General features: G+C 70.7%; 10 protein-coding genes. 7 read left to right on the top strand and 3 right to left on the bottom strand.

Annotation, left to right across the window (positions count from 1 at the left end):
• Positions 1-5: 5 nt before the first annotated feature.
• Positions 6-800 (top strand): CHAP domain-containing protein, encoded by a 795-nt coding sequence (locus tag AC07OQ_RS09415; RefSeq protein WP_495052857.1) that lies wholly within the window; start codon positions 6-8, stop codon positions 798-800.
• Positions 801-886: 86 nt separating this feature from the next.
• Positions 887-1,111 carry a hypothetical protein gene (locus tag AC07OQ_RS09410; protein ID WP_495052856.1) on the top strand — a complete coding sequence of 75 codons (225 nt, stop codon included), beginning with the start codon at positions 887-889 and terminating at the stop codon, positions 1,109-1,111.
• A 116-nt stretch (positions 1,112-1,227) separates the two neighbouring features.
• Here AC07OQ_RS09410 and nudC read toward each other — a convergent pair whose 3' ends face one another.
• Positions 1,228-2,037 (bottom strand): NAD(+) diphosphatase, encoded by an 810-nt coding sequence (gene nudC / locus AC07OQ_RS09405; RefSeq protein WP_495052855.1) that lies wholly within the window; start codon positions 2,035-2,037, stop codon positions 1,228-1,230.
• A gap of 118 nt (positions 2,038-2,155) precedes the next feature.
• On the opposite strand from nudC, the gene AC07OQ_RS09400 reads away from it, so the two are divergent.
• The 3 genes from AC07OQ_RS09400 (at position 2,156) to AC07OQ_RS09390 (ending at position 5,290) form a co-directional block, all read left to right on the top strand.
• Entirely contained in the window at positions 2,156-3,718 is a 1,563-nt protein-coding gene (locus AC07OQ_RS09400; protein ID WP_495052854.1) for a methyl-accepting chemotaxis protein, read from the top strand.
• A 108-nt stretch (positions 3,719-3,826) separates the two neighbouring features.
• The gene (locus AC07OQ_RS09395) at positions 3,827-4,306 is read left to right on the top strand and encodes a GNAT family N-acetyltransferase (RefSeq protein ID WP_495052853.1); all 480 of its coding nucleotides are present in this window, start codon (positions 3,827-3,829) and stop codon (positions 4,304-4,306) included.
• 57 nt (positions 4,307-4,363) lie between these two features.
• Positions 4,364-5,290 (top strand): TFIIB-type zinc ribbon-containing protein, encoded by a 927-nt coding sequence (locus AC07OQ_RS09390; protein ID WP_495052852.1) that lies wholly within the window; start codon positions 4,364-4,366, stop codon positions 5,288-5,290.
• 98 nt (positions 5,291-5,388) lie between these two features.
• Here AC07OQ_RS09390 and AC07OQ_RS09385 read toward each other — a convergent pair whose 3' ends face one another.
• Positions 5,389-7,392 (bottom strand): SDR family oxidoreductase, encoded by a 2,004-nt coding sequence (locus AC07OQ_RS09385; protein WP_495052851.1) that lies wholly within the window; start codon positions 7,390-7,392, stop codon positions 5,389-5,391.
• A 188-nt stretch (positions 7,393-7,580) separates the two neighbouring features.
• On the opposite strand from AC07OQ_RS09385, the gene AC07OQ_RS09380 reads away from it, so the two are divergent.
• On the top strand, positions 7,581-8,219 hold the full coding sequence (locus AC07OQ_RS09380; RefSeq protein WP_495052850.1) for a phasin family protein: 639 nt from the start codon (positions 7,581-7,583) through the stop codon (positions 8,217-8,219).
• A 16-nt stretch (positions 8,220-8,235) separates the two neighbouring features.
• A complete protein-coding gene (locus AC07OQ_RS09375; RefSeq protein WP_495052849.1) occupies positions 8,236-9,471 on the top strand; it encodes a patatin-like phospholipase family protein in 1,236 nt (411 codons plus the stop codon).
• A gap of 227 nt (positions 9,472-9,698) precedes the next feature.
• On the opposite strand, the gene AC07OQ_RS09370 is transcribed toward AC07OQ_RS09375, so the two are convergent.
• Positions 9,699-11,192: a carboxypeptidase M32 gene (locus tag AC07OQ_RS09370; protein WP_495052848.1), complete on the bottom strand. Its 1,494-nt coding sequence runs from the start codon at positions 11,190-11,192 to the stop codon at positions 9,699-9,701.
• Between the last annotated feature and the right edge of the window lie 24 nt (positions 11,193-11,216).

Below are 11,216 nucleotides of genomic sequence, written 5' to 3'. Positions count from 1 at the left end.
CGCGCATGGACTACCCGGGCCGCATCATCAAGCAGGGCGAGCCGGACGCGCAGATCGTCAGGGCGCTGAAGCAGCAGCTCAACCGCGCGCTGGCGCTGCAGGGCGAGAGCATGCCGCCGCTGGACACCGGCAACCCGAACTTCGGGCCGAACATGAAGCAGGCCGTGCAGCTGTTCCAGGCCCGCCATGTCGATGCCGAGGGCCGGCCGCTGAAGGCCGACGGCGAGGTCGGTTCCATCACCTGGGCCATATTGTTCGGGCCGGCAACGGTGCCCGTCGCGGCCAGCACCAGCGATGCGCTGCTGGCCCGCGTGCTGGCCATCGCCGGCACCGAGTGCGACAAGGGCATCCGCGAGCTGCCGCCCAACTCCAATCGCGGCCCCGCGGTCGAGCGCTACCTGGCCCGCGTCGGCCTGGGGCCGGGCTTCGCCTGGTGCTGCGCCTTCGTCTACTGGTGCTTCGACGAGGCCGCCAAGTCCATGGGCCGCGCCAACCCGATGTTCAGGACCGCCGGTTGCCTGGCGCATTGGGCCGGAGCCCCCGGCGCCGGCGCGCGCCGCATCCAGCGCTTCCAGGCGGTGGCCGATCCCGGCCTGCTGCGGCCCGGCATGATCTTCATCATGGACTTCGGCGGCGGTGCCGGCCACACAGGCCTGATCGAGCGCGTCAATGGCGGCCTGATCGACACCATCGAGGGCAATACCGACGCCTCCAAGACCCGCGAGGGCGGCGGCGTCTACCGCCTCTCCCGCAAGATTCCCGACATCAACAAGGGCCTCATCGACTACGCGGGGCGCTGAGGCGCCGGTCGTCGGTCCGCAGAAGACGGCATGGCGGGGTATGCTGGGCCGGCACAAGACCTGCCCCCAAGCCGGAGACCCGCACCATGACCGCCCTGCTGCGCCTCATCGCCATCCTGCTGATCGCCGCCGGCGTGGCCGGCCTGCTCTACGGCAAGTTCAGCTACACCAAGGACAGCCACGACCTGAAGCTCGGCCCGGTCGAGCTGAGCATGAAGGAAAAGGAAACCGTCACCGTGCCCACCTGGGCCGGCATCGGCGCCATCGCGGCCGGCGTGCTCCTGCTGCTGGTCGGCGGCCGCAAGCCCTGAGGCCGGGGCCGGCCTGCGCGCCGGCGCTCGCTGCTTCGGCGGGGCCGCCGGGCGGCCACGCCCGCTTGAGCCTAAGCACGCCGGCTTGACACGACTCAGCCGATTGTCGATTCAGCTTAGGACTGCCCCTCGGACAGCGCCGCTACCTGGTCGCGGATCAGGTGGCCGGCGATCGAGAAGCGCGGCGGGATGCCCGGCAGCGCATCGAGCGGGAACCAGCGCGCATCCTCGATCTCGCCGGGCTGGGGCACGATCTCGCCGCCGTCCCATTCGGCCGTGTAGGCCAGCATCAGGCTGTGCGGGAAGGGCCAGCTCTGGCTGCCGTAATAGCGCAGGCCGCGCACCCGCACGCCCACCTCCTCGGCCACCTCGCGGTGCACGCAATCCTCCAGCGACTCGCCGGCCTCGACGAAGCCGGCCAGCGCGCTGTAGACCCCCGGCGCATAGCCGGGCGAACGCGCCAGCAGCAGTTCGGGGCCGCGGGGCGTGCGCCGCCACACCAGGCACATCATGGCCGGGCTCAGGCGCGGGTAGACCGCATGGCCGCAGGCCGGGCAGCGCCGCGCGCGCTCCTGCGGCAGCGCCTCGGTGGGCGTGCCGCAGACGCCGCAGAAGGCATGCGCACGGTCCCATTCCAGCACCTGGGCCGCGCGGCCGGCCAGGCCCATCAGCGGCTCGGCCAGGGTCATCATCGCGGCTCGCAGCGGCAGGGCCTCCCAGCCCGGCGGCACCGCGGCCAGGCGCAGCGCCCAGCAGTCCAGCCCGTCGAGGCGACCCAGGTAATGGCGCCGCGCCGCCTCGAACAGCGCGGGGGACTGCGGCGTCAGCAGCTGCTCGCGCAGCAGCAGGCGCCCCTCGAAGAAGGCGAAACACCAGGCCAGCGCGGTCGGCGCGGCAGCGGCTTGTACGGCGGCGTGGAATTGCATGATCCAGCGCACTGTAAGCGATGCGGCCGCGCCGGCACGAGCGTCGGCACGGCCCGCTATAGTCGCCCCCGGACGCCGGAGCCACCTGGCCGAAGTCGTCCTCAAGGGAGATAAAAAAATGTTGCTCGATGCTTTGTTCGCACGCGTGCCCAGCGTGCGCGCCCGCCTGACCCTGCTCACCGCCATCCTGTGTCTGCTGATGGCCGCGCTGGCCCTGGCCGGCATGGCCCTGCTGGCCCAGTCCAACGAGGCCCTGCGCACCGTCTACGACGATCGCGTCGTGCCGCTGCGCCAGCTGAAGATCGTGGCCGACATGTATGCGGTCAATATCGTCGACACCACGCACAAGGTGCGCATGGGCAATCTGGACTGGGCGACCGGCGCTCGCCTGGTTGACGAGGCCAGCGCCACGGTGCAGCGCACCTGGGGCGAGTACAGCCGCACCTTCCTGGTCCCCGAGGAACAGCGCCTGGTGGCCGAGATCGGCCCGCTGATGGCGCGCGCCGATGCGCTGAGCGGCCGGCTGCGCAGCCTGCTGGCGGCGCGCGACATGGCCGGCCTGGAGCGGCTGGCGGCGCAGGAGCTCTATGCCACGATCGATCCGCTGAGCGACAAGCTCAACGCGCTGGTGGCGGTGCAGCTGGAGGTGGCGCAGCGCGAATACGAGCAGGCGCTGGCGCGCTACGAGCGCGCGCGCTGGAGCGCCCTCGCGGGCCTGGCGCTGGCCTGCCTGCTGGGCGTGGGCGTGGCCGGCCTGATCACCGGACGCATCATGCGCTCGCTGGGCGCCGAGCCGAGCGCGGTGCGCGACGTGGCCCAGGGCATCGCGCGCGGCGAACTCAACCAGCGCCTGCTCGTGGCCCAGGGCGACCAGAGCAGCGTGATGGCCTTCATGCACAGCATGCAGCGCGCCCTGGCGGCCCTGGTCGGCGAGGTGCGCGCCAATGTCGACGAACTGCATGCCGCCTCGGGCCAGATCGCCCAGGGCAATCTGGACCTGTCCAGCCGCACCGAGGAAACCGCCGCCACCACGCAGCGTGCCAGCGCAAGGCTGGACGAGGTGATGCAGCGCCTGCGCCAGCGCATCGGCCATGCCGGCGAGGCGCGCGCGCTGGCCGAGGACAGCCAGGCCGTGGCCCGCCAGGCCGGCACGCAGATGGACGCGGCGATCGCCGCGATGCGCGGCATCGACGCCTCGACCCAGCGCATCACCGAGATCATCGGCGTGATCGACGGCATCGCCTTCCAGACCAATATCCTGGCCCTGAACGCCGCGGTCGAGGCGGCGCGCGCCGGCGACAGCGGGCGCGGCTTCGCGGTGGTGGCGACCGAGGTGCGCGCCCTGGCCCAGCGCTCGGCCGGGGCCGCGCGCGAGATCAAGACCCTGATCGGCGATGCGGCGACGCGCAGCGAACAGGGCACGCAGCAGATCGAGAACACCGGCCGCACCCTGGCCCAGATGGTGGACGAAATCCAGCGCCTGGGCGGTCTGATGACGCGGCTGGACCAAAGTTCGGGGCGCGACAACGAGGACATCGCCGAGCTGCAGCTGCAGGTGCGCGAGCTCGACCAGGTGGCGCAGCAGAACGCCGCGCTGGTCGAGGAGATGGCGGCCTCCAGCGAGCAGCTGAAGGACCAGGCCGGACGGCTGGCGCAGGCGGTGCAGGTGTTCAGCGTCTAGGCGGGACGCCGGCCGCCTTGCTGCGGAAGCGGCCTGCCACCCAGGCGGACAGGATCGGCTGGAAACAGGGTTTGTAGGTCTATACCAAGTCAAGGCGTCACAACTTCAATGCTCAACGACATCGTCATCCGAGAGGCAGAGTTAGCCGATGCCGCGGCGCTCTTCGATGCGCATCAAGACTCTGTTCTCAATCTGTGCGCCGGCGCCTACTCGGAGGAACAGATGAAGGCCTGGTTCTCGGGTCGATCACCCGAGATCTACAGGCCAGCCCTTGAAGCGCATCAGATTTGGCTGGCCGAGCGGGGCGATCGCGTCCTAGCCTTTGTCGGCTTTGCCCCCGGAGAAGTGACGCTCCTGTTCGTACGTCAGGAGGCCGTCGGTCTTGGTCTCGGCAAGCATCTGTTCGCGCTGGGCACGAAGAAGGCAGAGTTTGGCTTCTCCGGACCTTTGACCGTAGTCGCCACAAAGAACTCCTGGGAGTTCTACCAAAGCCAAGGCTTTGTTCCAGTCGCCGAAGAGTCGTTCGTTCGCGGCGAGCCAGCAATGCACTTCAACGTGGTCAGAATGCAGCGCCCCTTGAGCAGCTGACTTGCCACCGCCCCCAGCCAACCCCTCGAACCCTTGTCTGCGCCGCGCTCCCCCTCCATGCAGCTGATCGCCCAGCCTCATCAGCTGCATTGCCCGCAATGCGCGGCGCCGATGGCGCATCTGAGCCTGGCGGGACGCAGCGGCGCGGCGGTGCCGGTGGATCATTGCCCGCCCTGCCGTCTGGTGTGGTTCGATTCGCTGGAGTCGGTGCAGCTGGCGGGCCTGGGCTGGGTCGCGCTGCTGCGCGAACTGCAGCAGCAGGGCGGCGGCGGCCCGCTGCCGGCCGCGCGGGCCGAGCCCCTGGACTGCCCGGTGTGCCGGACCCGGCTGAAGGCGGTGCACAACCGCACCCGCTTCGGCCGCTTTCCGGCGCTGGAATGCCCGCGCTGCCAAGGTCATCTGCACAGCCATGCCGGCATGCTGGCCGAGCGCGGCCTGGTACGGCCGCTGCTGCCGCCCGAGCGGCGCGCGCTGATCGAGGAGCGGCGGACGCTCTGCTGCCTGAACTGCGGCGCGCCGAGCGCGGGCCGCAGCGAGGACTGCGTCTACTGCCGCAGCCCCTTCGTGATGCTGGACCTGCCGCGCCTGGCCCATGCGCTGCGCCTGCGGCCGGGCCGGCCCGACGCGCAAGCAGCAGCACCCGCACCCGCCGGCCGCGCGCTGGCCTGGCCCTGCCGCGGCTGCGGTGCGCCGCTGGATCCGAGCCGCCACGCCGGCTGCCCGCAATGCGACCATGCGGTGGTCGCGCCCTCGCTGCTGGACATCACGCCGCTGCTGGACGGCGTGGAGGCCGAGCTGCGCGCCGAGATCGCGTCGCGCGCGCCGCCGCCGCAGCGCCCGCCGCGCCGCCCGCGCGACTGGCGCGACACCGGCCTGGCGCGCCTGCTGCACCGGCTGCGGCCCGACGAGGAGGAAAACCTGGCGCTGGCCTGGCGGGCCGCGCTGGCGCTGGGCCTGCTGCTGCTCGCGTGGCTGGTCTTCTAGGGAGTCAACCGGCCGGGTGCCGCCGATCCGGCCTTGCCGGGCGGCCGGCACCGCCCCTTGAGGGGGCGCGCGAAGCGCGCGGGGGGTGGTCCGTCACTTCAGAAATGGATGCCGCGCATCATCTGCTGCAACGCGATCGCCTCGGCCGAGAGCTGGGGCTTGCCGCCCTTGCCCGGCCCATCGCCCTTGGCCGCGTCGCTGTCGGGGAACATGCGGAAGCTGGTGTTCATCACGATCTGCGCGACGCGCGGCAGCAGCGCGTGCAGGACCTCGCCGGTGATCCCCAGGCGCGTCGCCACCCGCACCGGCTTCGTGATGCAGGCCTGGGCGATCATGTCGGCCGCCTCCTCGGGTGCCAGGGTCGGCACATTGTTGTAGATCTTGGTGGGCGCGATCATCGGCGTGCGCACCAGGGGCATGTTGATGGTCGTGAAGGTCAGCCCCAAGTCGGCGAACTCGCTGGAGGCGCAGCGCGTCCAGGCGTCCAGCGCGGCCTTGCTGGCCACATAGGCCGAGAAGCGCGGCGCATTGGTCAGCACGCCGATGCTGGAGATGTTGACCACATGGCCCTTGCGCTTCGCGACCATGCCGGGCAAGAGGCCCATCGTGACTCTCAGGCAGCCGAAATAGTTCAGCTGCATGGTGCGCTCGTAGTCATGGAAGCGGTCGTAGCTGCTCTCGATCGCGCGGCGGATCGAGCGCCCGGCGTTGTTGATCAGGAAGTCGACGCCGCCGAACTGCTCGGTCAGCCAGGCCACCATCTCGGCGCAGCTCTGCTCGTTGGCGATGTCGGCCGAGTAGCTGTGCACCTGGGCCTTGGGGCCGGCGAACTCGCGGATCTCCTTCAGCGCCTCGGCCAGCTTGACCTCGTCGCGCGCGCAGATCACCGTGATCGCGCCGGCCTCGGCGAACTTCTTCGCCGCCGCCAGGCCGATCCCCGAGGAACCGCCGGTCACCAGCACCACCTTGCCGGCGGTGGCGCCCTTCAGGCTGCGGTCGATGAACAGGTCGGGGTCGAGATGGCGCTCCCAGTAGTCCCACAGCCGCCAGGCGTAGCCCTTCAGGTTCGGGCAGGCGATGCCCGAGCCCTTCAGTGCCTTCTCGGTCTCGCGGCAGTCGAAGCGGGTCGGGTAGTTGACGAAGGTCAGCATGTCCTCGGGCAGACCCAGGTCCTTCATCACCGCGTTGCGGATGCGGCGCACCGGCGCCAGCGCCATCAGCCCCTTCTTGACGCTCTTCGGGATGAAGCCCAGCAGCGCGGCGTTGACGAACAGGTTCATCTTCGGCGCATGGGCGGCCTTCGAGAAGATGTCCAGCACGTCACCGACGCGGTAGCCGACCGGATCGACCAGATGGAAGCAGGCACCGCCCTTGCGGTCCTGGTGGCTGATGTGGTCCAGCGCATCGACGACGAAGTCCACCGGCACGATGTTGACCCGCCCGCCCTCCAGGCCCACCGAGGGCATCCAGGGCGGCAGGATCTGGCGCAGGCGCTGGATCAGCTTGAAGAAGTAGTAGGGGCCATCGATCTTGTCGGCCTCGCCGGTCTGCGAGTCGCCCACCACCATCGCCGGGCGGTAGACCGTCCAGGGACGCTTGCACTCCTTGCGCACGATCGCTTCGCTCTCGTGCTTGGTCTTGAAGTAGGGATGATCCAGCCCTTCCGCCTCGTCGAACATGTCCTCGCGGAACACCCCCTCGTAGAGCCCCGCCGCGGCGATCGACGACACATGATGCACATGGCCGGCATCGACGGCCTGGGCGAACTCCACCAGCGCGCGCGTGCCGTCGATATTGACGCGCACCTGCTCGTCCTCGGGCGCCGTCAGGTCGTAGATCGCGGCCAGGTGGTAGACATGGTCGATCTTGCCCTTCAGCGCCTTGAGCTGCTCGGCCGCCACGCCCAGCTTCTTGGCATTCAGGTCGCCGAACACGGGCAGGGCGCGGGTCTTGCCGACGCCCCAGAACTCCAGCAGTTCGGGCAGCTTGCCGCGGCTCTCCTCGCGCAGCAGGAAGTGCACCGTGCTGCCGCGCCGCGCCAGCAGCTTCCTGACCAGCCGCTTGCCGATGAAGCCGGTCGCGCCCGTGACGAAATACTGCATGCCTTGTCTCCTGATGGTTTGCTCTGGCCTTGTTTGCTTGATTCTTGACGATCGCCGCGGGTCCGCCGCTGCGCGCTTTCCCGAAGGTCGCGATAGAGCGCACTCACTAGGATTGCGCGTCGGCAAGGGCCTTGCGGGCCCTATAGTGAAGCCATCCCCTCCTCCTCCGAGACAAAGGACTGCACATCATGGTCAAGAAGCTTCAGAAGATGGCCGCAAGGAAGAAGGCCGACGCCAACGGCGCCATCCCCGGCCTGCAGGGTCTGCCATCGGGCCTGCTGGACAGCCAGATCGCGCAGACCGTGAAGGACTCGGCCCAGCAGATCTGGGCCGCCGGCCTGGGCGCCTTCGCCAAGGCCCAGGGCGAAGGCGGCAAGGTCTTCGAGGCCCTGGTCAAGGAAGGCATGAGCCTGCAGAAGAAGACCCAGAGCGCCGCCGAGGAGAAGCTCGGTGCCGTGGCCAGCAAGATGAGCGGCATGGCCGGCGAGGTCGGCGCCAAGGCCGGCCAGCAATGGGACAAGCTGGAATCCATCTTCGAGGACCGCGTGGCCAATGCGCTGAAGCGCCTGGGCGTGCCCACCGCCAAGGAGGTCGAGGCCCTGATCGAGCGCATCGATGCGCTGAGCGCCGCGGTGGGCGCCGGCCGCGCCAAGCCGGCCGCCAGGAAGGCTGCACCGGCGCAGAAGGCGGCGCCGGTCAGGAAGGCCGCCGCGGCCAAGCCCGCCGCCGCGCGCAAGGCGCCGGTCAAGAAGACCGCGCCCGTCGTCGCCAAGAAGGCCGCGGCCGCGCCGCGCAAGCGCGCCACCAAGGCAGCCGCCGCGGCCTGATCGCTAGCACCCGCCGATGCCGCGGAAAGCCCAGCGCAGCCGCCCTGCCCCGCGCGCGCCGCGCATCGGCCTGGCCCTGGCCGGCGGTGGCCCGCTCGGCGCGATCTACGAGATCGGCGCGCTGTGCGCGCTGGACGAGGCCATCGAGGGCCTCGACCTGACGTGCTGCGACAGCTATATCGGCGTCAGCGCCGGCGGCTTCGTCGCCGCGGGCCTGGCCAACGGCCTGACGCCGCGCCAGCTCTGCGCCGCCTTCATCGAGAACAGCGCGCCGGCCCCGGACCGCTTCGTTCCCAGCCTGATGCTGCGCCCCGCCTGGGACGAATACCGGAACCGGCTGCGCGCCCTGCCCGGCCTCCTGGGCGAGGCGCTGTGGCAGAGCCTGGCGCGCGGGCGCTCGGCGCTCTCGGCCTTCGAGCGCCTGGGCCGCGCCCTGCCGACCGGCCTGCTGTCGGGCGACGCGCTGGCGGCGCAGCTGCGGCAGCAATTCAGCCTGCCGGGCCGCAGCGACGATTTCCGCCAGCTCCGGCACCGCCTGGTGCTGGTCGCCACCGACCTGGACAGCGGCGAGGCCACGCCCTTCGGCATGCCGGGCCTCGACCATGTGCCTGTTTCTCGAGCGGTGCAGGCCAGCGCCGCGCTGCCGGGCCTGTTCCCGCCGGTGGAGATCGACGGCCGCCACTATGTCGACGGCGCCCTGAAAAAGACCATCCATGCCTCGGTGCTGCTGGACGAGGGGCTGGACCTGCTGATCTGCCTGAATCCGCTGGTGCCCTTCGAGTCCGGCGAGACCGCGGGGCCGCAGCGCTCGCGCATCCCGCGCCTCGCCGACGGCGGCCTGCCCCTGGTGCTGAGCCAGACCCTGCGCGCGCTGATCCATTCGCGGCTGGAGCTCGGCCTGAAGCGCTACGAGCTGAGTCATCCGCAGACCGACATCCTGCTGTTCGAGCCGGATCCGCGCGATGCCGAGATGTTCCTGGCCAACACCTTCAGCTATTCGCGCCGCCGCCATCTGGCCGAGCATGCCTACCAGGCCACGCGCGCCGCGCTGTGCGCGCGCCGCGCCGAGCTCGCGCCCAAGCTGGCCCGGCAAGGCCTGACCCTCGACGAGGCGGTGCTGGGCGACCCGCGGCGGCGCCTGCTGGACCTGCCGCCGGCCCCGCTGGTGCCGCCGACCACCGCGCGCACCGAGCAGGCCCTGCAACGCCTGCGCGACAGCCTGGATCTGCTGGAGCAACGCCTGGCGGCGTGACCTGCGTCACGCCGCGCGCGACCAACCCCTGCACGCGGGGGGATGGCCGCGCCAGGAGGCGCCGCAACAATGCCGGCCATGCAGCGCGCAAGCGCGGCCGAAGACAAGAAGCAGTTTCGTCGCCGGGACCGCCTGCCGGAGCAGAGACCGCAGACGCCGACGACCCGGGGGCGCCATGGCCATCGCCGGCCTGGCGCTCCCGTTCTTTCCGCCTCCCCGCCGGGACTTCAGGCCAGATAGCGTGCCTGCAGATGGGCCTTGAAATGCGCCGGGTTGAGCGCCGCCTCGCCGCTGGCGCGGCGCACCAGCTCGGGCGTCTCCCAGCGGCTGCCCTGGCTCCAGATCTGGGCGTTCAGCCAGTCGAACACGGCGCCCAGCTCGCCGGCGGCGATCCTGGCGTCCAGGTCCGGCAGCGCGCGGCGCATCGCGGCGAACCATTGCGCCGCGTACATCGCGCCCAGCGTGTAGCAGGGGAAGTAGCCGAACAGGCCGGCGCCCCAGTGCACGTCCTGCATGGCGCCGTCCCTGAAGTTGCCGCGCGTGTCGATGCCCAGCAGCTCCATCATCTTGGCGTCCCACAGCGCCGGGATGTCCTCGCATTCGATCTCGCCCTCGATCAGGGCGCGCTCGATCTCGAAGCGCAGGATCACGTGGGCCGGGTAGGTCACCTCGTCGGCGTCGACGCGGATATGGCCGGGCACGACGCGGGTCATCAGCCGGTTCAGGTTCTGCGCCGCGAAGGCCGGCTGCTCGCCCAGGTGCTTGACGACCAGCGGGCTCAGGAGGCCGGCAAAGGCCGGGTGGCTGCCCAGCTGCATCTCGAAGGACAGGCTCTGGCTCTCGTGCAGGCCCATCGAGCGCGCACGCGCCACCGGCAGGCCCATCCAGGCGCGCGGCAGGTTCTGCTCGTAGCGGCCATGGCCCGTTTCGTGGATGGTGCCGGTCAGGCTGGGCAGGAAGCTGTCCTCGCGGTAGCGCGTGGTCATGCGCACATCCTCGGGCACGCCGCCGCAGAAGGGATGGGTGCTCTCGTCCAGTCGGCCGGCCTCGAAGTCGAAGCCCATCAGCTTCATCGCATCCAGGCCCAGCGCGCGCTGTGCCGCGGCCGGGAAGCGGCCCTCGGGCACCAGCACGGTTTCCTGCAACTGGCGCTCCTGCGTCTGCCGGATCAGGCCCGGCAGCCACTGGCGCAGATCGCCGAACACGCGCTCCACCTCGGCGCCGCGCATGCCGGGCTCGTACTGGTCCATCAGGGCGTCGTACTTCGACAGCCCGCCGTCCTCGGCCAGCAGGCGCGCCTCCTCGCGGGCGAGGCGCACCACCTCGCGCAGGTTCTCCAGATAGCCGGCCCAGTCGTTGGCCGGGCGCTGGCTGCGCCAGGCATGTTCGCAGCGCGAGCTGGCCAGACTCTTGGCCTCCACCAGGCTCTGCGGCAGCGCATTGCTGCTGCGCCAGGCGCGGCGCATCTCGCGCAGATTGGCACGCTGCAGCTCGTCCAGGCTCTCGCCCTCGGCGGCCTCCAGCAGCGGCTTCCAGGCCGGCTCGGTGGCCTGCTGGTGCAGCAGCCCCCCCATCTCGGCCAGCGCCAGCGAGCGCGCCTCGTTGCCCTTCGCGGGCATATTGGCCGCCTGGTCCCAGGAGGCGATGGACTGCAGATGGGCGAGGCGGTGCATGCGCTGGTGGCGGCGGCACAGATCGTCGTAGGCGGGGGTGTTGCTCATGGATGAATGGGGCTGATCGGCACG

The organism is Roseateles sp. GW821-FHT09B06 (genome assembly GCF_059418245.1).
This window is presented reverse-complemented; position numbering and strand designations above follow the sequence as displayed.

Coding starts and splice junctions, on each gene's coding strand:
- nudC (WP_495052855.1), bottom strand. CDS start 2,037: ATGCAATTCCACGCCGCCGTACAAGCCGCTGCCGCGCCGACCGCGCTG.
- AC07OQ_RS09395 (WP_495052853.1), top strand. CDS start 3,827: ATGCTCAACGACATCGTCATCCGAGAGGCAGAGTTAGCCGATGCCGCG.
- AC07OQ_RS09390 (WP_495052852.1), top strand. CDS start 4,364: ATGCAGCTGATCGCCCAGCCTCATCAGCTGCATTGCCCGCAATGCGCG.
- AC07OQ_RS09415 (WP_495052857.1), top strand. CDS start 6: ATGGACTACCCGGGCCGCATCATCAAGCAGGGCGAGCCGGACGCGCAG.
- AC07OQ_RS09375 (WP_495052849.1), top strand. CDS start 8,236: ATGCCGCGGAAAGCCCAGCGCAGCCGCCCTGCCCCGCGCGCGCCGCGC.
- AC07OQ_RS09400 (WP_495052854.1), top strand. CDS start 2,156: ATGTTGCTCGATGCTTTGTTCGCACGCGTGCCCAGCGTGCGCGCCCGC.
- AC07OQ_RS09385 (WP_495052851.1), bottom strand. CDS start 7,392: ATGCAGTATTTCGTCACGGGCGCGACCGGCTTCATCGGCAAGCGGCTG.
- AC07OQ_RS09380 (WP_495052850.1), top strand. CDS start 7,581: ATGGTCAAGAAGCTTCAGAAGATGGCCGCAAGGAAGAAGGCCGACGCC.
- AC07OQ_RS09410 (WP_495052856.1), top strand. CDS start 887: ATGACCGCCCTGCTGCGCCTCATCGCCATCCTGCTGATCGCCGCCGGC.
- AC07OQ_RS09370 (WP_495052848.1), bottom strand. CDS start 11,192: ATGAGCAACACCCCCGCCTACGACGATCTGTGCCGCCGCCACCAGCGC.